This is a genomic window from Rickettsia finnyi (genome assembly GCF_049668125.1).
GTDB lineage: Bacteria > Pseudomonadota > Alphaproteobacteria > Rickettsiales > Rickettsiaceae > Rickettsia > Rickettsia kotlanii.
In genome coordinates this window covers 355,511-378,768 of sequence record NZ_CP187160.1, presented here as the reverse complement: position 1 = coordinate 378,768, position 23,258 = coordinate 355,511, and the positions used below count along the sequence as shown (strand labels likewise).

Here is a 23,258-nt window from a genome sequence, read left to right as displayed (position 1 = left end):
TTTCCATATGTCTTAATTTCAACGTCATTGCGAGCGACTAAAGGAGCGTGGCAATCTCATGAAGCAGTACTAAATACCTGAGATTGCTTCGTCAATTGCTATGTAATTTCCTCGCAATGACGGTGAAAATATTTACAATTATTCTTTCTTCTCTCCTTCCTCTTTCTTCACATCATTACGCTCAGCAAGAAATTTATTTGTAAATTCACCACCTCCTTCCGGTTTTCTAGCTTTATAATTTTGATCAATTATCTTGTCTTTGAAAACTCTAACCGGAGCCATTGCAGCCTTTTTAACCGGTTTTGTTACCGAATTTATATCCTGCATAACGGCTCCCACAGGATCAGAACGTTCTTGATAATTTCCTGATATTCGTGCCGGTGTAACATTTGTAAGCATTCCAACTACTATATTTACAAAAGTTACTAAACTATATGACATCAAGCAATATGAATAAAATAATAAAGCCGTAGTAAATAATACTAAGAAAGTATTAGCATTGTTCGTTAGAATATTCGAGCTACTAATTTCCGGAACATCCGGTACATAGAAAGGTATTCCGGGTAAGAACGGTAATGTAAAAGAGAAATAAATCGGAATACCAAGATTTGTTAAATCAAGCCCTATTTTTATTGGTATAAGAGTATCCCAACAGGCTCTAACTACCACTTTTAAAAGCTGCTCAGATAAAACCTGATCTATCAATAAAAAGAAAATCAATAATATTGTCGGCTGCACTACATAGCTAAGCAATGTCGATATCCAATTATCAAATAAACTTTTAGTTTTTTCAAATAACATTAATATTATAAAAAATGGTGCCAATGAAATCATAACAGTTACCCCTATGAATGCAATAACATAACCTATTATAACTTCTAAAATAGCTCTAAAATAAGTAATAAGTGAATAAATGGTTATAATAGCGATAAATGCTAAACCATTATGTATTTGTAATAATTCAATAAATAGTAATCCCCAAATCCTACCATTAGTATATTTATCAAATATAGGATCAATAAAACCAAAAATATTAGATCTAGAGCTTGTAGCACCTACTACGTTAGTTACAAAGAAATCAATACCATCAGTAAATGCACTAAAGAAGTATGTATTAAAGAAGCTCCAACTTTCTTCTCTAATTAAAAAAGCTACTATAGCTATTTTGCATATACGTGTTATTACTTCTACGGCAGTTAATTTTAATGCTCCTGCAACGAACATCAACCCAAATATAGTAATATAAAGGGTTAATGCAGCTTTAGCTAAATTCTGCACTGCAGAATTTTTAACTAACTTAATATAAAAGTTTTGACTAAAAGTTCTAAACTGATCGGTAATAGGTTTAATAGCACCGTTATATATTATATCAGAAAACCAAGTTGTACCGGTATAATTAGCATAATTTACACTAACTACTCCTTGTATATTACTATTAGGATTTACCACCCTTAACCATAAATATCCATCTTGCGGGGCATCAGCCGCAAAGTTATAATCTACCGGCGTACCACGAACAGATGGATCAGGTAACGTACCATCAGATGTTATTAAATATTCTAACTTTATATTTTGTTGATCATCAGGATTAATTGCATTTGCCCCATTACCTATTTCAACAATCATCGAATAACGACCAAAATATAAAAAATTAGCTGACCAATCATTCTTATTTATATAATCTACAAAACTAGCATACTTTGAAAAATTTCGGCTCCAATCACTCATTAAAACTGAATTACTAAACATGTTACTAACTTGCCAATCGCTAGTAAAATCCATAGTACCACCGCTAGTGGCTTGATAATATATAAAGCTACTTTGAGTGCTGCCTGAATTTACAAAACTCTGATCTCGTCCCTTAATAACCTGCCCGCCTACTTTAATTATCATCCCTCTACCTTGATCGTAATAGCAAACAGGGCTAGTATTTATACCGGCATTAGCAGGACAAGCATTAATTAAGCCCATGAAATACTGTACCGCTTCCGTTATCATAGGCTTACCGACTATTATTCCATTACCGGTATTTTTATACTTTGTAGCAGTACCCGTGCCGCTACATACAAATTTTCTTTCCTCATCTATCATATTACACACCTGCTCTGCAGAAGAGTAAATTATTCTATTATCAAAATTTCCAAGGTTACTTTGAGTATAAAGTGCAGAAGCAGCGAATATCGAGCTATCAAGTTCCTGTGTTAAAATATTATCTACGGTATTAGGAAGTTTTAGAGTATTAGGGCTAAAAAATTTATCTTTACCAACTAAACTAATATTTACTACATCGCCGGCCTTAACTTCAATTCTCGAATTACCGTTAGAATAGTTAAAATATTTAACAAAATCAGACATTTTAGTAAATGAAAGTGCATCAAGGTCTTTATCAGGCGGTATAGTCCCCCCCGGTGTTTCACTGTTATTGTCTGTAACAAAACGAGGGAATCCTAAAGCTTCAAATTGTAATTTAGAATAATTATAAGTTTTAATGAAAACTTGCGGCGTACTAAACCTTGGATCAATTCTATATAATACTAGATATTTTCTAGGTTCAGGAGTAATACCTGAAGTAGACCAATTTATTTTTAACAATTGACCTTTCTTAACAGTATTACCTGTTGATTGCCAAATCCCGGCTGTAGATAAACTAATTCCTATATTACCCTCTTGAAAACTTGTAAATTCAGGCACTTCTAAACAACCGAATAAGCTTTTTAACTCGCCAAAACTGGTTGACATCCATGCAAAAGCATCATCGGCTTTAGCTGGCATCGCCATAAACAAAACTAATAAAACTAAACTCTTAAGAATTTTCATAATTTTAAATTGTTATCCAACACGTTATACCGTGGCTTGCCCATAGTATTAAATAGTAAACCCATCATTGCGAGCAAGCCGTATGGCTTACGCGGCAATCTCATGAAATAACTCCTGAGATTGCTTCGTCAATTATTGCATAATTTCCTCGCAATGACGATTTGCGATTCACCCTCTATTTCGGCATTTCAGGTTTAGGTGGTGCTTCATTTGTCTTCTCGCCCCCTTCTTTTTGGCGTATTTTTCCTATTTTTTTCAGCCTGATCTAATGTCTTATTGCGTTGTTTTAATCGTGCTTCCGCTCTGCCGGTAATACCTTGTCTTGTTTTATCATCCATTCCTATTGAACTTAATGCTTTTTGTCCTGCATCATGAGACATTCTACCACCAATTTCAGTAGCCGAAGGCCCAACAGCACTAGTTAATTTTACTACCATACGTCCTGAGAATTCGATATAACCGTACATACCGTAAGCAATAATAACTAGAGCTACGATATTTTGCATATTTACTCCCATCATACCCGACATATAATCCATTCCCCAAGGGGCAAACCAATTAATACAGAAGATAGGTACATTCAGCAATGCAATAGGTAAAATAGTACCGATAAACGGAATTTTTATCGGTAAAGCACATTTCCAACACACGCTATAACCTAAAACAAAATCTAGATAAATGGTAAATAGCTGTGTTAGCACTATAATACCTGCCATCATAACTACCGGTTCTATCATATAGCGGATCGTAAACCTCACCCAATTATCAAATAAATACCTAGTAAAATCAAATAATAAGAAACTAATAAATAAAGGGGCTATACCGATTAATATACAAGTTGCCATAAATGCCATAATATAAACGGCAACAGCTCTAAGCGCCGTAATAATTACTATACCAACCGCAATAAAAGTAATTATAAAATATATAATACCACTAAGCCCAAGAGAAAGAAGTGCAAGTAATTGAGCGATAAAGGTTTGACTAAAAAATATTTTACTCATTACTGCATCTAAAAACATGAAAGGATTAGAAATAGTATTAGTAGAAGTAAACAAACTATATCCACTCATATTAGCAATAATTGAGTCTGAAAAATTGGTAATTGCATCAAAAAGATAGTTATTGAAAAATTCAAAGGTATTACCGTTTATAAGTCCGCTAACTACCCCGATTTTTGCTATTCTAATTACTAGCTCTTTTTGGTTTATCTTAGCAAAACCAAGCAAAAACATTGCTCCGTAAGTCATCACATACAGAATTAAAATTGCTTTAATATAGGTAAAAAAGTTAGTACAGGACGAGCTATCATTAGCTTTATAACATACCATATTTTTAAAAATAGAAGTAGCAGCCCCTTGCACTTTAGTTTTAAATAACTGAAGTAACGGATTCATTACTTTAATAGAAAAACTTCCTACTTTTAAGGATGTTGAGAAATGTACTTTATAGCTACCTTCACTATCTTTATAGTCCTTTAAATTATTACCAGGATCATTTAGGATTTTCATCCATATATAACCCGCCTCATTTGCGTTAAAGCTATATTTACCTTCACTATCAACGTTAATTCCTTGAGGTGAATAGGTTTTACCGCTAGTATTCGGGTTTTCCGAAGGCTTTACTATTATGTATTGCACTCGTCCTCGATCATCAAAAGTATCATTAAAACTATTACCGTTTTCTCTATAACATTTAGTCTGTTTAATATTTAAAACGTATCCTCCCGTATTCTTACTACTATCTTGTGATGTAGGAGACCACAGCCTATATTGTAAATAACTTTTTGTAACATTACTGTTAAAAGGTATATTATATATAACTTTATATAAATATTTACCGTCTTTATCTTTATAGTCAGACGGTTGATCTGTATCTGCAACAAATTTCGCAAATTCTAGCTTAGAAGGCAGAGCTTGACTTACAGAACCTGCATCATTCATTTGATATATTAATCCAGTTGGTCCTTGGCCTCCTTTACCGTCTGCCGTATACCAAAATCTCCGATGCTTTTGAAAAACTCCATCGCTACATATGCCCGAAGTACAATTTACACCTCCAATATAATCTTTATCTTTTGGATTACGATTACTAACAATATCAGGACACCTATCCCCTGGAGGAATATGAGCATTATTAGAACATTGAAGGGCTGCATAGTCGATAAATAAATTACCTGTGTTGTCAGACCACGCAAATGTAAAACTCTCATCATCTAGGTAGTTTTCTGGTGCTGGTCTAGTTACATTAACCCAAGCCATACATTGCTCTGTACATTCTGGTACCTTATCACAATAAGTACTACAGCCGAGCTCTCCCCAGTCGCAAGCTATTTGCTCATGCCAGGTAGGGCACCTCAATGTGACTTGACAATTCCAATACTTCTCTTTTAACTCGCAAGCATTGACATACTCACCTGAATAAACAGAATATTTTCCACAAATTGGATTATAAGTATTTTTATTCTCTGAACAATCTTTCGTAACTTCAGCACCTTTAAAAGCATCCTTAACTGTCGCATCCGTATTGGCAAAATTAGGAGATACGGAAACTAAAACTCTATCATTGGCGTATAATTCAGCAATATTACGCCATTCATTATTTTTTGCATCCATTATTAGAGAGACAGGTGGATTATTTGTATCGTTAATACGAGGAATCGGGATCATTTGACCGTTATCGTCTAAATTAGATCCAGCCCCTGTACGTTGTAAATTATCTTTTGGTATATAAGCTAAACACAAACTAACCTGACCGACCACTTGTAAATTCACTGGTTGGCTGTTTTCTACTAGCACCTGAGTATTTAGCCATTCACCATAACGAGTAGGATCAGGAATAAGCAGATTCGTGCCGTCGGGCAACATCTTAGTACTGTTTACATAATTAGCATTAGCATTAAGGGTTATAGTACCGGTTATTGAATCCGCCACTCCTTTACCATCCGACGCATATCTCATGTAGCAGCCGTCACCGACTTTTACTGCTCCTATCATACCAAGTGCTGCAAAAATAAAGCAAACTAACGTTGCTACTATAGCAAGTACTCCTAAAACTTTTAATAAGTTACCTTGCATATTCTATCATTTACCTCCACCCGAACCGCTTGCTAAATCAGCTAATCCTTTGCCTGTGCCACTTTCTGAATCCCCGCCTTGCTGCTCTCCCTCTTTACGCTTACCTCCAACATCCGGCTTATCTCCTACCAGCGGCTTACCTTGCAAAGCCATAGCAGCATCCTTAAGGAAAGCGGCTCCTTTCTTTACTAAATCAACGATTTTAGTTGGACTTGCCGTTACTGCATCCATATTAGGACCATTAGTTAAATCAGAAGCAAATCGCCCTATAGATTTAGAGAAGTAATAAAAAATAACCGAAAATACTAATACGCATAAAAGTTCCGCTAAAATAGATACAACATCTCTAACAATTGATTTTATTGGAAAAAGTATCAATAAATGCTCTTCCCAACCTTCACCTGCATAATATTTTAACATTTTATATCCAAAACTTTCCTGACATTGATCTGCCCCACCAACAGGAAGCCTTAACTCAAAAGTACTAAATCTAATATCCCCTTTTTCATAATCATATCTAAGGAATTCACAATTTTTAAATATTGCGGAATCATACATAGTTATTAATAAAGCTATAAAACCTGCTACTACTGCCGGCTGCAATGCACATGAAATACATACTTTTAGCCACCCGTCAAAATAAGCTTTTGTACGAGTAAATAGAGCCATAGGAATGAATATAGGAGAAATATATGTCATAACGTAAATAGTAATCATGCAAACTAAATAATGCGTAATAAAATATAAAAGTATAGATAAAAATATTACAGAAAATACTAAACCTGCTGCAAGTATAATAACGTTTCCGGCCATAAAGAATCCAAACATAACGGTAAAAAATCTAAGTGCTCCTGCTTTACTTAAATCCTTCGGTCTGTTATTTTTGCCGTCAGAATCAAAATTAGGTATAGGTGTATTATTACCACGGGGGCCATTGCCGACCACATTCCCTAATACTCCATTCTTATCTATATTATAAAGTAAATCCAAGCCAAGATAATAACCTATACGGCAATCAATCGCGTCCCATAAACCGTAAAATTTATAACCGTCCTTATACTTTGAATTATCAAATTGACATAATCCTCTAGAACCTGCTGCATTAAAGATCATCTGTGCAAAGTCCGGTGCTGCTCCTGTCAAAAGAGGTAATCCATATTTTAACATACCGTTTTCTTTTGTCGGCTGACCGCTGCTAAAATCTAAAGGTCCAAGACCGATAGAAAAATAAGCAACAAATAAGAATTTTATTACAAAAAGAGCTATTTTTTCAGTACTTGCATATTCTGTATTTAGAGCCATATTAAAGGCAAAAAACATAGTATAAAGAATTAATGCCGCACCTATAATTCTCTTTAAATAACCTTGAAACGTAGAAAAAGCAGCAAGATTAGTTATTCTAGAATTTTGATCTTGAGCACTACAACTCTTTCCAGCAAAAAATATTTTATTAAGCGTTTCGCTCAAACACTGAACTGCAAGACCGGAAAAATTAATTAACGATTGGCTATAATTTTTTCCCGTATAGCAACTTTTTCCTATATTACAATTCTCATCCTCAGGAGGAGGTGGAGTCGGTGTAGCACTCAAAGATTTACATGCTACCGGCATCGGTCCCCTTGACGTAGGCATAACTAAACATAGATCATTATCCCATTTTTTAACCGTTAAAACGATATTCTTTAATACAGGATTTGCCCCAAGATCAGGATTATTATCGGTACTTAAATCACTAATCTTTTTAGAGTTACCTTCATTTAAAGTATACATGGTGCAAGGGCTACTACTACCTTCTATATTTTTAAAACAAAACGTTATACTAGATGCAACTGAGTTACAATTACCTCTCGGATCTTTCATATCAATATTACGAATTATATAGCCATATGCCGTGTCCGTTTCTAAATACCCATCTGAAGTAGTCGGTAAACTAGAACATGATTCTCCAAAACCAGCAAAGCTAGCTAAGCTTACAGACGCTATACAAACTATAATAAATATCTTTAAGGTTTTAAGAGTTTTCATTAGAACTATTATCTTTTTTTTCTGTTACTACGCCGCTTTTTACTAACTCATCCCATACCTTTTCAGCATTTGCACGTCGTTCTGATATTTCTCCTCCTTCTTGTTCTCTTACTCTTCCTCCTCCGCTTGCTACTAGTTCATTCCATGCTTTTTCTACTTTTACACGTTTATCTCGAATCTCTGCATTTTCCCGTATCTGTTTTACGCCTGTCGGATTATCATATTCCTTTAAGTTAAAACTATAATCAATTACTCCTGCCCCCTTACTTGTACTGTCAACTTTTTCTTGCGGTGACATAGTAGTACTATCTTCTTTTCTATCGTTTTCTATATTTTTATTTTCTTCTACCTTTGCTTTGTCTGACTTATTAAGTTCATCAGCTAATTTATCAAATTTATTAGTGACATTATTATCCCTTTCTCTTATCTCAGTTACTACACCACTATCGACTAATTCATTCCATTTCTTTTCTGCATTCGCACGTCGCTCCGATGTTTCTTCACCTTGCTGGTCTCTTATTCTTCCTCCCCCGCTTACTACTAATTCGTTCCAAGCTTTCCCTACTTCTGCACGTTTATCTCGAATCTCTGCATTTTCCCGTATTTGCTTTACTCCTGTCGGATTATCATGTTTCTGTAAGTTAAAACTATAATCAATTACTCCTGTACCTTTACTTGTACTGTCAACTTTTTCCTGTGAAGGCGGAGTATTATCAATCTCTTTTTTACTTTCTTGATTATTATCTCTTATGATTTTTCCAACACTTTCAGCTTCAATATTACTTTGTGGTGCAGGTGTAGAAATAGAAGTTCTAATACTAGCAGGCGGTGGTGAAACAGTTTCTGTAGGAGCAGGAGGAGTAACAATATCTGATCTTGCTTCACTACTTACAGTTTTTGGTCTAGAAGTTGCTACAGAAGACGAAGCTGTCGGCGTTGTTACCGCAGGTGCCGACGTACCTCCGCTTGCAGCAATATTATCATTTGGTAGTCTGCCTTTCCCTACCTCTAAATCACCTACTCCTCCACCTTGACCAGCTTTTAAATCACCAACTCCTCCTCTACTTACTATCTGATCACCCCCCTTATTAGTTGCAGCACCCGCAGTAGCAAGTACTGCCATACCTGCCTTAAATATTGCTTGCGGTTTTATAGCAACATTATTAAGAGCTACTCCTTCCGTCATATCTGCAGCAAATTCAGCTAGCTGACTACTAAAATTATACATCAAATACAATGTAAAACATGCCGTAACTAACGCAAGCAAAATATTTTTAATTTTCTCAAAAAGCACTTTTGGAGACATGAAAAACATTCCGGGCCCCAAAACTACTCCCGATAAAAACTGGAATTTAGCAAGAAATTTATCGGTAGGGGTATTACCCGGTTTACTATCGACAATTTCACTTACACTATCTTTTGCAAAGTTAAATGCTGCGGTAATAGGGTTATTTAACATATAACCTAAACTATTTTGACAGCTTTCTACGGCATCTTTATCAGGATATTGTGACGTATCATCCCAATCATTATTAATGTAAAATATTAAAACATCCCTCTTAGAAGTAATGCCACCTTGAATTTTGTCTTCTATACTATTGTGAATTAACTTGCTCTTATATTGACATTTACCATAGAAACCATAATCATATACCGAAAACATCGTGATCATAAAAGTAACTACCACCATAGGTTGCAGCAAGAACGAGATCATTAGTTTAACCCAGCTATCAAAATAATTTCTTGTATATGCGAATAAAAACATAGGTACAAAAATAGGAGCCAAAATACCAAGTATTACTATAGATATCATACACATAATCGTTGCATTAACCATAAAGGCAGCAACCGAAATCACAAGTAATGGATAAGAAAGAGCGAGTGACACCAACATCATATTACCGGAGATTATTGCCGGAATTAACAAATAAACATATGGTGGAGCACTAAAACTAAAGAAATCAAAATTTAAAAAATCATGACTGCGATAAGCATTTTCGACAAGTAACGTAGATAATATATCAAACCCTAAATAATGAGCTACCCTACAATCTAATGCATCCCATAATGCAATATAAGAAACGGTACCGTCATAAGAAAGATTGTTAAATTTACATAAACCGGACGGAGAAGCATTCATAACCCAACTGGCTAAACCGTTTATACCGTCAAGTAAGAAAGGAAACGCCCACTGAATCATACCATCTAACCGGTCATACGGAGAACCATTACCAGGGGTTATATTAATTCCTATTGAAAAATAAGTTACGAATAGCATTTTCAATATAAAATTTATATACTCACTTTTTGGCGGCACTTCACCTGCAAGTAATAGTTTAAAACCAAAAAACATAACATATAAAGTTAGAAAAGCCGTAACTATTTTATACATTCCTACTTGAAACTGAAAGAATGCACTATCTTGCCTTGAAGCCAAATTAACCACTTGGCTTACATTATCAAAACTACAAACATCTTTACTAATTAGTAATCTAGCAATCATTTGCCTCATACATTCTATAAGAGGAGAAGTCATGACTACTGCAGTTTTTGAAGCATTATAAGCTTTTTGATAACATCCATCACCCGCTGCACTACAGGAAACTAAAGCTAAAGGATCGGTAGGAGTTTTATTTGGATCCTTAATAAAATCCTTATCTGCTACATCCATAAAGTTATTATACATGGATTTTGGAAACGGCTCTTTCATATATTTACAGCCGACGGGGATATCTCCTGTAAATCCTTTTGTCGATACGCATATTCTATCTTTATCTTGAATAACTTTCCAATATATTACAGGAAAGCCTACATCAAATGCAAAACCGTCATCACCGGGCTTACCACTATATGGAACATGATATTCCTTTTTTTTATTTACCCACGCTTTCTTTATATCATCCCAAGGGTCGCTCCCTGTTAAGACGGCTTTAGCAATAGCAAGTGCCGATTCTGCAACAGATTTTGCACGAGATACAATTAATTTAGTATTATTACATAAAGCAAAGCGTAATTCTGGATTTTTAGGATCAATTCTGTTTTCACGAGTACATTGACCTCCGGGGAAATTCCCAAAATTACTATCGTTAAATAAATCACTGTCGTTTATTTTAAGCTTTAAAAACGTATTCATGTATAAAACGGGAGAGACAAGATTCATTACTGCAAAAGTAAAGAACGGAGCAACAATACATGTATGAGAAAATTCAGCACGCAGCAAATCGCCTACACCTTGGGTTTCGCAAGTTAAACCACTCAAAATATCTACAATGCTATCAAGAGTATCTTTAGCATGCGTTTTAGTAACTAGCCCTAAATTTAGGGCAAAGCTTAATACTAATGTTATAAGTATACTACGAGGAAATAATTTCATAACTAGTTACTTGCCTCGCATTGTAAAAATGTCATCCCGTGGCTTGATGGGATCTCAGAATACAGTCTGTGAGACAAGATCCCGCGGTCAAGCTGTGGGATGACAGACAGGCATTTATAATGTTTTAACTGCTTCATAAAATATAGGTAACCATTTATCCGGATCATTGCCGTGTTTCTCTCTAATTTGATCGAGCAATATTACAGTCTCAACTCTACCGGATAAAACACTGATTATGTTATCCATACCATCTAAGCTAACTTTTGCAACTACGGCATCTATTCCTTGTTTTATTAAAAAATAACGTGTAGTAGGATCAGTCGTTTTAATTAAAATATATTCTCGCTGACTTAACATAAATGCACTACGATAAATATCTGTAGCTTTCAAATTAGGTAAAAAAATCTGCGTAGCTGTTTGTTGAATTAACGTATCACTAATTCTACTTTTTGCGGCATCTTCAACACTCTGCGTAGCAAATATAACAAAAGTATTTAATTTTCTCAACACTTTTAACCAATCTTTGATCTTAGGTGCAAATACCGGATTATCGATTAAAGCCCATGCTTCATCAAGTACTATCATAGTTTTCTGCCCATCTAAAGAGATATTAATACGATGGAAAATATATAGTAATACCGGTGCAAGGCTTACAGGATCTTTAAGTAATTCAGTCATATCAAAACCGAATACTCTTGCTTTTTGTAAATCAATATCATCTATTTCATTGTCAAATATCTTAGCGTGTGAACCTTTACCGACCCACATTGCAATCCTACTTGCCAAACTATTTGGTGTATCAATACCAAGAAATGCTATAACATTACTAAGCCTTCTGTCTTGTTTTTCTAATCTAAAATTACCGCTTACCGCTTGAGACAAGATTTTATTATCTTGTGCAGTTAAACTTTCACCGTTAGAAGTTACAAGCACGCGAAGCCACTCTAAAATAAACGTTCTATTTTCACTAGTATCTTCAAGCTGTAAAGGATTAAAGTTGCATTTTAAACCCGGATCAATTACTGTATAAACTCCGTTTAAAGCACGTATAAATATTTCTGCTCCTCGATCTTTATCAAAAAAGAACATACGAGGTTTGAATTTTTGTGCTTCAGCACATAAGAAATTCATAAGAACTGTTTTACCGGCACCGGTTGGACCGATAATGAGAGTATGTCCAACATCCCTTACATGGAAACTAAAATAAAACGGTGTACCTGAAGTAGTATCAAGTACTGTGACATATTCTCCCCAATGGTTATCTCTAATTTTACCGAGCGGATAATTATGTTGTGAGGCAAAGCTAGCCATATTAAGAGTATTTATAGTGGCTTTACGCACTATATAATCCATATTTCCCGGCAACTGTCCCCAATAGCTAGGTTCCATGTTAACTTTCTCTCTAACCGGCTGAATTCCTGAATTAGAAAGCTCAACTGCTGCCATTGACAATATATCTTCCAAAGCTTTAATATTATTTGCAGAACATAAAAGCGATAAATGATGCTCACCGAAAGCGATATCACCGCTAGTGGCCATATCAAGGGCCGTATTAATTTCAACAATTTGTGAAGTAGCTTTATCACCGGATTGTATCATTCTATTTTGCTGTAATTGCATTTTACCGATCGCTACTGTTCTATTAACAAAGACAAAGCTTTGCGTCATAACAAATTCAAAAGGCATTTGCAGGAATCCGTCAAAAATTCCTGCCGAAGTATTAGGACCGTATTCAAGTATACTGATCATTCCGGCATATTTCTTGCCAAGCGGACTTCTTGCTTCAATAGTACGAGAATCAAAAAATAAGCGATGAGTCGGTAAATATTCGTCAATAGTACCACGCGGTAATGCTACAGGACCTGGTGAATCGCCGCAATTGATTAAAGATGAAAGGAATTCTAAAATTTCACAATAAATACCTGACTGCGTTTGACGAACTCCAAGTAATCTTGCTCCGTAACTTCTGAATGTATTAATCACTCTAGTTGACATTTCTTGAAGATTTTCTTTCATCTCTTTCATGTCGTTTTCCCAAGCGGTTTTATTAGATTTCTGTCTAAGCTTCTTTAGACAGTACTCAACTATAGCAGCACCGCCAGTATCAGGCTTATATAAAATACTAACATATAATTCGTTAAAAAACGACCTAGCTCCAGCATGTTTCTTACGCCATTCTACACCTAAATAAGTAATAAAATCATTAGGGACTTTTACGGTAGGATCATAAGTAAATTCCGTATCGTCAAATATTACTGCTTTACGTCTTCTAATAGTATGGAAATACATAATGATATTGCCCGAAGCCATATTTTTAAGTAAGGCATTTCTGATATTCTTTTTAATGTCTAGATCTTCATCATCAGCAGTTTCAAAAGAAAATCCATTTATTTTAATAACTTGTAATAAAGAATTATCTTTTGTTAAAATAGTATTACTATCCCAATGACATTTATAAGGAATAAAATGCGAAGTGGGTCTTTCTTGTTTAGACCTTAATTCTTTAGCTGCTCTAGTTCTAAATAATTTCATTACCTCACCTAACTATTTTGATTTTGTCAGTTATACCTCTTTTTTTTATGTCATTCCCGCGTAGGCGGGGATCCAGATTTTTTGTTGTCATCCCGTGGCTACAACCACGGGATCTTGTATCATAGACTGGGTCCTAAGATATCGCGATCAAGGCGCGGTATGACATTAAATGTTAATGGATTCCTGCCTACGCGGGAATGATATAAAACTCAAATATTATACGAATTTGCTCCGTAGTAAAATTTATTAGGACATTGGCTAGTTCTTGACATTTTATTTAAATATAGCTCTATGAATCTCGGTTCTTTAAAACATATAATATAAGCTACCAAATGCAAAGCAGTTGCAATGAATAAAATCATAATGCCGTTATTCCAAATAAATACTATCATCGTCATTATCATATTTAATGCAGCAAACTTAATACTTACTCCAAATATCATCGGCGGTCTAGTTAACCCTACAAATAAAAGATCGGATGCTAATGTTCCTGCCATAAAAAACCTCTATTAATTTATATTAATATCAAATATAGTTGACAATATTGAATTCGGTGCTTCACTATTCACAAAATGTACGTAACCGTTATTATTTTCAAGGGCATTAACTGCTATCTTAATTAATGCCTCTTCGATGAAATTATTACTATCATCCAACATTGATTTCAACAAGTTAATATCTCGTATTTTTATATTATATGGAAACGTCTCGGATACCTGTAATATCTCATATGGCAATATTAAATGTTCTGCACTTAATGCAGAAGCAATTGTTGCTACCGTTAAGTTAACATTTAATAAATGCGTTTTCTCCTGATCGTCGCTCGCAAACGGTACTATCACGGGTATAATATTATTATCTGCAAAATTTAATAAAATTTCTGGATTAATCATAATAGGCTCGCTTAAAAAACCAATATTTATAACATCATGATTTACAATTTTTCGGTAAGATAGTTTTGATTTTTTTGCTTGCAGTAAATTAGCATCCTTACCTGAAATACCAACTGCATAACAACCTATACTACTTAACTTTGTTACTATAAGCTTGTTAACGTAACTGGATAAAATTTCCATAATAATAGGATTATTTAGAGAACTATAGTCGCTTATTTTACTAATTTTTTGACTAAAATTTTCATCTATTTGTGATATTAAAGACGAACTTCGTAAATCAATATGATCATGTACTATATATATTTTAGCACCGCACATCTCAAGCAATCTAACAGATTCAATAAAAGCCGTAAATAATTTATCGTCAATAATAATAGTAGCAGGTAATTTTAGAACTATTGCTTGATTCTTCAACTCACGACTACACTTTATTATATTCTTAATTATAGCAATGTTATTTAATGAAGAAATACTATCTACCTCTTTATTTTTGAGGTTTGATGCATTTTGCCAAACTAGCTTTAAGTTCTTTTGCACCTTCTTTACTCCTACTACTTACATACATAACATTACATGAGTAGTTTAAAGTTGCAAGAAAATTCTGTGCTTCATCGTTAAGGTTTTTATGATCCGTAACTTTATCGGATTTTGTGAAAATAATTTGAAATTCTCTTTTATTTGCAAGTAATAGATCAGCTACTGTCTTATCATTTTCTTTTATACCCCTTCTTGAATCAATCAATAAGTTAACTAACCTTAAATTATAACTATTTCGTAAATAATAACTAATTAACACTCCCCACTGCTCTTTGACTGATATAGGAACATTAGCAAAACCATAACCGGGAAGGTCAACTATAATAAGTTTATCTGCAAGGTTAAAGAAATTGATTTGCCTAGTACGCCCTGGAGTATTAGAAACTTTAGCAAGATTTTTATTATTACATATCGTGTTTATTAGGCTTGATTTGCCGACATTTGACTTACCGACAAAAGCAATTTCCGGTAATGAAAAATTGGGGATTTGATTTATATTCATAGCACCGGCTACAAATTTAGCTTGATGACGAAAAAGCTTACTGCCATCAGTTGATTTTGTAGGCACTATTTTCTGAGTAGTCATAATTTGCTTTCGTATTGGATGTAATTAGGTATTGCCTGCGTGAATACCTTCTCACAATGACAGGAAACCAAACCATGCAACAACACTGAGTTAGGAATGGCATCAGCAGACTTCAATAATGCTATAAGTGAGCTAGCATGACATTAAAAAATATGGTAGCGGGGGCTGGATTTGAACCAACGACCTTCAGGTTATGAGCCTGACGAGCTACCGAGCTGCTCCACCCCGCAATAATTGAGAATTGACGATTTATCTGTGTTATATTTTGACTTAGTCCAATACTACGTGAATATTGTTAGTGTCATTCGCGTAGATGCCGAGTAGTCGTAGACTACACGGCAACCCAGAAAAAATAATAAAAAAATTCTATAAATCAGCATTGTTTACTAGATTGCTTCGTCAATTGCTATGCAATTTCCTCGCAATGACGATTTGTTATCCACAAACAAAGCTTAGCTAGCTTCTTTCTTACTACCGAAAGAAAGACCTGAGAATCTTTTATTGAAATCACTAACACTTTTGTTCGATTGATTTACTACATTTCCGGAATCTTTATTCCATGCCGGATGTTTTCTAAAATCAACATCCATTAAAATTTCACCTGTAGGATGAGTAGACATTGTTTCAAAAACATCGCTTCCTACTTTAATCAAAAACTTTTTATATTCTGGATGTATACCGCTTTTCATAATGATTTTGCCGTTTTAGTCTGAATTATTTTTTTCTTAATAGCTCTAGCGTTACTTGATAAAACATTATCATCGGCTTTTAAAATATATGCATCAAAACCCCCGGCTTTTTCCACTGAACTAATACATCTAGCATTAACCGATAATCTATATTTCCCGGCTGTTATATCACTTGTAAACTTAACTGACCTTAGATTAGGTTCAAAACGTCTTCTAGTTTTACGCTGAGAATGTGATACATTGTTGCCGTATAAAACACCCACACCTGTGAGTTCGCATTTACGAGACATAAGCTAAATACCTTAAAACTTATAAAATATACTTCAAGTAAATGAAGAGTCATATACGAAGATCAACTTCAAAAAGAGCTAAGAGTTCACAAGCTGAGGAGCGAAGCGTATACTTAATACGTGAGCACCGCAGATCTTGTAGAACGACGTAGCCAATTTTTGAAGTTGATCGAGTATATACAATAGATAAAAAATATAAAGCAATACTCCCCTAGTGTCAAGAGATAATTATTTTGTAGCTAAGTATTAGCTAATGCTTGATTTTTATTAAATAACAGAGTTTTAAAAATATAAATTAATTAAACTATTATAAATCTATGCTTATTAATGAGAAACCAGTTCAAGGTAATATCACTGAACTAATTAAAAAATTAGGAGAGTTGCCTTCAGGTTTTCCGGAATATATTAGTAATCTTACTCCAAAACCATTAAGTACAAAGGAGCAAATTGATCATAATCAAGCAGCTTTTTGTATATAATGAAGGATTAAAATTATATAGCAAAGGCAATCATCTTGTTGCTCTTAAACAACTACAACAAGCTGAACAAATTGCTATAGGTCAAACTGACAGTAATTTTCTTTCCTATATTAATACTATGATAGGACGTAGCTATCAATAGCTGGGACTGTTTGATAATGCTATTCAACAATTTCAAGATAGCATAGAGAATTCTTTTGAAGCAAAGCAATATTATAATGTAGAAAATTCATACAAAGAATTATTCACTGCACATCAACAACAAGGAACATTAGATAAATTTATTAAAAAGCAAGAAGCAATTTTAATAAAAAGCCAAGCTAATAATGACCAAACTAAAGAATTAATGGCAAGATTAGCTTTAGGAACTGCTTATAAAACTCAAAACCGTAAAGAAAATCAATAGCGCAGTATGCATATGCTTACTCGTTACAGCAAGATATAGTTGATTATGAAGCTGTTCGTGTGGGACAGCATAAAGTTGGTTTTTCTGATAAAGAAAAGATAGGTACTGATAACATTCAACAATGCGTTGCTGTAATTTTACATGATCCATTAACTAAAAAAACTGCATTAGCCCATGTTGACAGATTTACTGATGCTAGTTCTTTAACACATGATGTAATAAGCAACTTTCCTCCTAATTAAATTAGAAGCTTATGTAGTAGGAGGACATGATGGATCTGCAGTATCAATTGCGGTATCAGATGATAATATTCGTAAAGTAACACAAGAATTAAATAACCACTCTAACGTAAATATAAAATCTGCAGATATAGAAGACAAGGGAGCCCCATCAGGAATTATATTTGATCCAATAACAGGTAACTGTTCCGGGTAGAGAGGATAAAACAACCGCTGCTAAACAAATACATTTAAGTATAGGAAGTAATAGTCCTGCACTTTATAAAGCTTTTGATTTAACTAAAAATAAAAATATACCTAATCGCTTCTTTAAATGCAATCCAACAAAAACATATTATTCAGCAATATTTATTAGGATCTAATCAAATATCAAGACCACTTACTAAAGTAGCAGAGGGAATTCAAAAAACTAATCCAAAATTAGTAAAAAATGTAGTAACTAAAAATATTAGTAATCGAGTTCACGAATTGAATCTAAATGATCAAGAACAAACAAAAATTGTAAATAATTTAATAGCTAAAACTGATTATTTATTATCTAACAATTTAAATACGTTGGAAAGTGTGCGTTCAGAAATGAATAAAACATTAGCACTCACTCATTCTACCTACCAACAAGATAGTAATATTAAAAAACCCTAGATGCAAAAAAGTGCACAAAAAATAAAAGATGTGTTCATAAATATTTTTAGTAGTAATAAAACAAAAAACTAAATAAAATAGCATTAGCTAGCAATATTAATTCACAACAGTTAGAGCAATTAATTACTGACTTTAATCAGAATGAATTGATAGAACAAGATTTAATAAAAGTACGAATAATTGTAATGATTTGCCTGAATCATCTAATACTTGGAAGATATTCGTACTACTTTAAATGGTATTGATAATAAATACTAATATGATTAATATAATAGGTTTTGATGCATTTAAAAATATTACATCATATACATCCCAATTCTTTTGAATTAGATGGCTATCACGGGGGAGTTAGAGCTTTAGATTAATTGTAGAATATAAATTGATACTATTAGAAGAGAAAATAGCTGAGATGTGGGGCATCACTAATAGCAATATTTATCTTTATGGTCCATTTAGTAAAGAAATAAAGATAGGTACGATGTATTTATACGTGAAATAGGCACAAAACAAACCTAACATAGTACCGATAACGATTATACGGAATTTTGCAGGACTAACAATTAAAATAACTATTCCAAGAATAATTACTATTTTTATTATATCATCTGTCGTATAAGAGCTAGAATTTATAGCATAAACATTTAGATTTATACCTAGAAATATTATTATACATAATAAGTTCTTAAACATTTTATACCTCTTCTATAGGCCCAGTAGTTAATCCATTTATAAATTGTTTTAAATAAGGATTATCACTATTACGCATTTCATCTTTACTACCGTACCATTTAATTTTTCCTTGATAAATCATAGCTACTTCTTTAGCTATTTTTGTGGCACTAATCATATCATGAGTTATAGTAATCGTAGTTGCCCCTAACTCTTCTTGGATTTTTATAATTAATTCGTTGATAACATTTGCCATGATAGGATCAAGCCCTGTGGTCGGTTCATCAAGAAATAAAATCGACGGTGTACTACAAATAGCCCTAGCAAGGGCTACTCTTTTTTGCATTCCTCCCGATAATTCAGCAGGGTAAAGCTCGAGTATTCTAGGGGATAAACCAACGGAATTAAGCTTTGCACCGGCAAGGTCGTTTTTTTCTTTCTTAGATAATTTTTTATTCGCGAAAGTAATATTATCACGTATATTTAAGGAGTCAAATAATGCTCCGCCTTGGAATAAAAAACCTATACCATCCATAATCTCAAATTTTTGTTTACTTGAGATATCTTGAATTTCTACATTATCAATAAAAATTTTACCTTTATCAGGTTTAATCAATCCTACTATATTTTTAATTAGAACAGATTTGCCGCTACCGGAACCACCTAAAATAACTAATGAGCTGCCCTTTTTTACATCCAAATCTATTCCGTCTAATACCTTATGATTAGCAAATGATTTATATAATGACCGAATTTTAATTTTAAATTCTTCTACACTCATGCATACTCCAAATAAACAAAAAAACTGTATACTCGTTTAATTTGGAAAAGAGCTAGACGTTTTATATTTTTTGACCGCAGCGTACATCAACGTACGTGAGGATCAAAAAATATAAAACAACAAAACCAATTTTTCAAATTAAACGAGTATACCTACACTTTAAAAAATAATTCGGTTATTAAATAATTACTGATTAAGATAAGGATAGAAGAATTCACTACTGCCGAGGTCGTTGCTCTTCCAACTCCCTTAGCCCCTTTACCTGAATAATAGCCACTATAGCAACTTATTATAGAAATAATAAACCCAAAAACTCCTGCTTTAACCAGACCGGAAATTACATCAATCGGTTCTAAATACTGAAAAGTACTGGTTAAATAAGCTGCACTATTAAAATCAAGTTTATATACCCCTACCAAATAACCGCCCATAACACCAATTATATCCCCGATTAAAACAAGACAAGGCATTGTAATAATAGCTGTTATTACTCTTGGAAAAACTAAATATTTAATAGGATCGGTAGATAAAGTATATAAAGCATCTACCTGCTCCGTTACTCTCATTGTGGCTATTTCGGCGGCGATTGATGCCCCAACTCTTCCCGCTACCATTAGTCCGGCTAAGACAGGTCCAAGCTCTCTAGTCAGCGACAATACTACTACCGTTGCAATAGAGCTTTCAGCTGAGAAACGGGCAAAACCAATATAGCTCTGTAATGCAAGTACCGCCCCTGAGCAAAAAGTCGTCATCGCAACAACCGGAAGCGAGTGAAACCCGATAAATAATAATTGTCTGATGATTAAACTCAAATATAAAGGCGGTCTTATGATAGTACTAACGGCAGCAAAGCTAAATAGAGAAAAACTACCTACACTTTGTGCAAACTTTATAGTACGTTTACCGACCGAATTAGCTATATTGAATAACATTTGTATTTTTTCTATTTAATTTAAGTACGCTATGTCATTTCTGCGAAAGCAGGAATCCAGTAACCTCTAATGTCATCCCACGAATTGATTGTGGGATCCAGTCTTTTTTAATTTTTTTCTGGATACCGTGGTCAAGCCATGGTATGGACACAGATATCTACCCGATATATTTTCTTTTATATCTACTACCAAGGTTAGTTAATACCTCATACCCAATAGTACCTATAATACTCGCTATTTTATCGGGCGTGCAATAATTTCCGATAATTTCCGCTTCCTGCCCTAGAAAAATCTCGGACGGTGGTAGATCGGTAACATCGATATTTATTAAATCCATCGATACTCGCCCTACTATAGGAACGCTACGACTGTTAATAAATACTTCGCCTTGATTGCTAAAATTACGACTAAACCCATCAGCATAACCAAGCGGTAACGTTGCAATGACACTATCACGCTTAGTTGTAAAAGTCATATTATAACCGATATGGCTATCTAGTGTCAAATTCTGTAAGTGAATTATAGGAGCTTTTAAGGTTACGGGATTCTTTGTTAAGGGATTAAGACCGTATAAGGCTGCCCCCGGTCTTGCTAAATCAAAATGGTAATCCTGTCCTAAAAATATGCCGCCGGAATTAGCAAGGCTTGCTTTGACGTTTGGGAAATATTGTAAATAAGCTTTAAATCTGTTTAATTGTTCTAGATTATAAGGATTATCTATTTCCTCGGATATAGCTAGATGGCTTATAATATATTGTAAATCTAGCCCTTGTAACAAATCACGATCATTAATTAGCTGCTCTATCTCATCAGAGCTTAAGCCAAGACGATTAATCCCCGTATTGAAATGCAAATAACAAGGCAATAATCTGTTTTTCACATTACTAAATTTTTGCCAAATTTCTATTTGTTTTAAGTTATTTAGGACAGGTGTTAAATTATATTCTATCAGCTCTAAAGCATCATGTTCAAAAACGCCGTTAAGAACTAAAATATTAACATCTAATCCTAAAGCGTTGCGTAAATTTACTCCTTCTTCACTTGAGGCCACAAAAAAATGCCTACAATTTTCTTCTATTAAAGCTTTAGAAACTTGTACTGCTCCAAGACCGTAACCATTAGCTTTAACGGCAGCACCGACTAATGAGGTTTTACAAATATCTTGTAATAAAAGGTAATTATTTTTTATTGTAGATAGATTTATTTCTACAGTACACAAGTTCATAGTATATTTATTAACTCTTTTACGATGATAGACAATACGGGTATTATATGAAATTTTGTAGATAAGTCACTTGTTTCTATAGTATCCGTGATAAAAACATTGTCTAATAGACCTCTTGCACAACTTGCTTCTAAAGGTCATTTGTACGTCAATCCAGTACTCACATCCTCACGTACTAAAGTGTACGCTGCGGTGCTGCATTCCTTGTTTCCTACAAATTCCTCTTTATTAGCTTCGTTCTCCAAGAGGTCTATTATCGAATTTTTAGAACCAACAGAAAGCACTGCATGAGTTATAAAAGCACTAACCGATAAAACCGAATGTTCTTTTAAAAATCTCACTGCTTTTACGATTGTTTCTCCACTATCTATAATATCATCAATTAATATGCAATTTTTGCCCTTTACACTACCTGTTATTGATATCATCTCGCAATTATTATTTATATCCCTTTCTTTGTTTATATAAACTGAATCTATATTTAGTAAATTACTAATTTTTTGAACTCGATTGATACTTCCTTTATCAGGTGCAACTATAACGAAATTGCTATAAGTTCTTAAAAACGGGATGTATAAATTTATAGGTTTAAGATTAGAAACAGGAATATTAAAAAATTTCTCTATTTTATCGGAGTGTAAATCAATAGTAATTACACGGTTTACTCCGAGCTTCTCTAAAAAATCTGCTATTAACTTAGCAGGAATTATATTTTGAGAATTTATATTATCTTGCCTTGCATAACCAAAATAAGGCATTACTAAAATTATTCGATTTGCTCCCGCTTTTTTTGCTGCATCTACTAGCAAAACAACTCAATTAAGCGATCATGAACGGGTTTTGATGTGGATTGCACTATTATTATATCTTCATTATGAAACGATTTTTGAATTTCTACTTTTATTTCGGAATCATTGAAATAGGTAATTTTCGACTCAATATATTTAATATTTAATGCTATAGCTAAATGCGTTTTGCGAGTAACTTATTACTACTGCCTGCTAAGATTTTCATGTGAATGATTTATGTTGTTTAACGCTATTAGCGAGCGAACTTTGTTGCG

16 protein-coding genes, 1 tRNA gene and 5 pseudogenes are annotated in these 23,258 nt (G+C 33.7%); 5 read left to right on the top strand and 17 right to left on the bottom strand.

Translation table 11 applies throughout. The features are described 5' to 3' along the window. Nucleotides 1-138 precede the first annotated feature (138 nt). From ACPKKV_RS02160 to rpmB, 11 genes and pseudogenes are all read right to left on the bottom strand, one after another. Nucleotides 139-2,817 carry a TrbL/VirB6 family protein gene (locus ACPKKV_RS02160; RefSeq protein WP_392505976.1) on the bottom strand — a complete coding sequence of 893 codons (2,679 nt, stop codon included), beginning with the start codon at nt 2,815-2,817 and terminating at the stop codon, nt 139-141. Between the two features lie 175 nt (nt 2,818-2,992). Further along, nucleotides 2,993-5,894 (bottom strand): annotated as a pseudogene (locus tag ACPKKV_RS02155) (type IV secretion system protein). 6 nt (nt 5,895-5,900) lie between these two features. After that, nucleotides 5,901-7,919 carry a TrbL/VirB6 family protein gene (locus tag ACPKKV_RS02150; protein WP_392505974.1) on the bottom strand — a complete coding sequence of 673 codons (2,019 nt, stop codon included), beginning with the start codon at nt 7,917-7,919 and terminating at the stop codon, nt 5,901-5,903. Next, nucleotides 7,906-11,292 carry a TrbL/VirB6 family protein gene (locus ACPKKV_RS02145; protein WP_392505973.1) on the bottom strand — a complete coding sequence of 1,129 codons (3,387 nt, stop codon included), beginning with the start codon at nt 11,290-11,292 and terminating at the stop codon, nt 7,906-7,908. The genes ACPKKV_RS02150 and ACPKKV_RS02145 overlap by 14 nt, the downstream gene beginning before the upstream one ends. A gap of 114 nt (nt 11,293-11,406) precedes the next feature. Further along, on the bottom strand, nt 11,407-13,824 hold the full coding sequence (locus ACPKKV_RS02140; protein WP_392505972.1) for a VirB4 family type IV secretion/conjugal transfer ATPase: 2,418 nt from the start codon (nt 13,822-13,824) through the stop codon (nt 11,407-11,409). A gap of 209 nt (nt 13,825-14,033) precedes the next feature. Next, a complete protein-coding gene (locus ACPKKV_RS02135; RefSeq protein WP_392505971.1) occupies nt 14,034-14,321 on the bottom strand; it encodes a type IV secretion system protein VirB3 in 288 nt (95 codons plus the stop codon). 12 nt (nt 14,322-14,333) lie between these two features. Then, nucleotides 14,334-15,257: an amino acid kinase family protein gene (locus ACPKKV_RS02130; RefSeq protein WP_392505970.1), complete on the bottom strand. Its 924-nt coding sequence runs from the start codon at nt 15,255-15,257 to the stop codon at nt 14,334-14,336. Then, nucleotides 15,205-15,843: a ribosome biogenesis GTP-binding protein YihA/YsxC gene (gene yihA, locus ACPKKV_RS02125; RefSeq protein WP_392505969.1), complete on the bottom strand. Its 639-nt coding sequence runs from the start codon at nt 15,841-15,843 to the stop codon at nt 15,205-15,207. Before yihA ends, ACPKKV_RS02130 begins: the two co-directional genes overlap by 53 nt. A 153-nt stretch (nt 15,844-15,996) precedes the next feature. Continuing rightward, a tRNA-Met gene (locus ACPKKV_RS02120) sits at nt 15,997-16,073 on the bottom strand. A gap of 222 nt (nt 16,074-16,295) precedes the next feature. After that, nucleotides 16,296-16,532 (bottom strand): 50S ribosomal protein L31, encoded by a 237-nt coding sequence (gene rpmE, locus ACPKKV_RS02115; protein ID WP_004996719.1) that lies wholly within the window; start codon nt 16,530-16,532, stop codon nt 16,296-16,298. Continuing rightward, nucleotides 16,529-16,822 (bottom strand): 50S ribosomal protein L28, encoded by a 294-nt coding sequence (rpmB, locus tag ACPKKV_RS02110; protein WP_392505968.1) that lies wholly within the window; start codon nt 16,820-16,822, stop codon nt 16,529-16,531. The genes rpmE and rpmB overlap by 4 nt, the downstream gene beginning before the upstream one ends. 317 nt (nt 16,823-17,139) lie before the next feature. On the opposite strand from rpmB, the gene ACPKKV_RS02105 reads away from it, so the two are divergent. From ACPKKV_RS02105 to ACPKKV_RS02085, 5 genes and pseudogenes are all read left to right on the top strand, one after another. Continuing rightward, nucleotides 17,140-17,301, top strand: a complete 162-nt coding sequence (locus ACPKKV_RS02105; protein ID WP_392505966.1) for a hypothetical protein — start codon at nt 17,140-17,142, stop codon at nt 17,299-17,301. Beyond that, nucleotides 17,270-17,443, top strand: a complete 174-nt coding sequence (locus tag ACPKKV_RS02100; protein ID WP_392505965.1) for a hypothetical protein — start codon at nt 17,270-17,272, stop codon at nt 17,441-17,443. Before ACPKKV_RS02105 ends, ACPKKV_RS02100 begins: the two co-directional genes overlap by 32 nt. A gap of 204 nt (nt 17,444-17,647) precedes the next feature. Continuing rightward, nucleotides 17,648-18,142 (top strand): annotated as a pseudogene (locus tag ACPKKV_RS02095) (hypothetical protein). Nucleotides 18,143-18,414: 272 nt separating this feature from the next. Further along, a complete protein-coding gene (locus tag ACPKKV_RS02090; protein ID WP_392505963.1) occupies nt 18,415-18,588 on the top strand; it encodes a hypothetical protein in 174 nt (57 codons plus the stop codon). Between the two features lie 146 nt (nt 18,589-18,734). After that, nucleotides 18,735-18,953, top strand: a pseudogene (locus ACPKKV_RS02085) (hypothetical protein). Nucleotides 18,954-19,029: 76 nt separating this feature from the next. Here ACPKKV_RS02085 and ACPKKV_RS02080 read toward each other — a convergent pair. The 6 genes and pseudogenes from ACPKKV_RS02080 to ACPKKV_RS02055 form a co-directional block, all read right to left on the bottom strand. After that, complete coding sequence (locus tag ACPKKV_RS02080) at nt 19,030-19,278, bottom strand: DUF5510 family protein (RefSeq protein ID WP_392505962.1); 249 nt, start codon at nt 19,276-19,278, stop codon at nt 19,030-19,032. Nucleotide 19,279: 1 nt separating this feature from the next. Next, the gene (locus tag ACPKKV_RS02075) at nt 19,280-20,038 is read right to left on the bottom strand and encodes an ABC transporter ATP-binding protein (protein WP_392505961.1); all 759 of its coding nucleotides are present in this window, start codon (nt 20,036-20,038) and stop codon (nt 19,280-19,282) included. Between the two features lie 152 nt (nt 20,039-20,190). Beyond that, nucleotides 20,191-20,970, bottom strand: coding sequence for an MlaE family ABC transporter permease (locus ACPKKV_RS02070; RefSeq protein ID WP_392505960.1), 780 nt, complete (start codon nt 20,968-20,970; stop codon nt 20,191-20,193). Between the two features lie 157 nt (nt 20,971-21,127). After that, nucleotides 21,128-22,195, bottom strand: coding sequence for an alanine racemase (locus ACPKKV_RS02065; RefSeq protein WP_392505958.1), 1,068 nt, complete (start codon nt 22,193-22,195; stop codon nt 21,128-21,130). A 140-nt stretch (nt 22,196-22,335) separates the two neighbouring features. Next, nucleotides 22,336-22,479: pseudogene (locus tag ACPKKV_RS02060) on the bottom strand (palindromic element RPE1 domain-containing protein); the annotation flags it as partial. Between the two features lie 33 nt (nt 22,480-22,512). Further along, nucleotides 22,513-23,123, bottom strand: a pseudogene (locus ACPKKV_RS02055) (ribose-phosphate diphosphokinase); the annotation flags it as partial. Nucleotides 23,124-23,258 lie beyond the last annotated feature (135 nt).

Coding starts and splice junctions, on each gene's coding strand:
- ACPKKV_RS02150 (WP_392505974.1), bottom strand. CDS start 7,919: ATGAAAACTCTTAAAACCTTAAAGATATTTATTATAGTTTGTATAGCG.
- ACPKKV_RS02140 (WP_392505972.1), bottom strand. CDS start 13,824: ATGAAATTATTTAGAACTAGAGCAGCTAAAGAATTAAGGTCTAAACAA.
- rpmE (WP_004996719.1), bottom strand. CDS start 16,532: ATGAAAAGCGGTATACATCCAGAATATAAAAAGTTTTTGATTAAAGTA.
- rpmB (WP_392505968.1), bottom strand. CDS start 16,822: ATGTCTCGTAAATGCGAACTCACAGGTGTGGGTGTTTTATACGGCAAC.
- ACPKKV_RS02135 (WP_392505971.1), bottom strand. CDS start 14,321: ATGGCAGGAACATTAGCATCCGATCTTTTATTTGTAGGGTTAACTAGA.
- ACPKKV_RS02145 (WP_392505973.1), bottom strand. CDS start 11,292: ATGAAATTATTTCCTCGTAGTATACTTATAACATTAGTATTAAGCTTT.
- yihA (WP_392505969.1), bottom strand. CDS start 15,843: ATGACTACTCAGAAAATAGTGCCTACAAAATCAACTGATGGCAGTAAG.
- ACPKKV_RS02075 (WP_392505961.1), bottom strand. CDS start 20,038: ATGAGTGTAGAAGAATTTAAAATTAAAATTCGGTCATTATATAAATCA.
- ACPKKV_RS02070 (WP_392505960.1), bottom strand. CDS start 20,970: ATGTTATTCAATATAGCTAATTCGGTCGGTAAACGTACTATAAAGTTT.
- ACPKKV_RS02080 (WP_392505962.1), bottom strand. CDS start 19,278: ATGTTTAAGAACTTATTATGTATAATAATATTTCTAGGTATAAATCTA.
- ACPKKV_RS02105 (WP_392505966.1), top strand. CDS start 17,140: ATGCTTATTAATGAGAAACCAGTTCAAGGTAATATCACTGAACTAATT.
- ACPKKV_RS02160 (WP_392505976.1), bottom strand. CDS start 2,817: ATGAAAATTCTTAAGAGTTTAGTTTTATTAGTTTTGTTTATGGCGATG.
- ACPKKV_RS02065 (WP_392505958.1), bottom strand. CDS start 22,195: ATGAACTTGTGTACTGTAGAAATAAATCTATCTACAATAAAAAATAAT.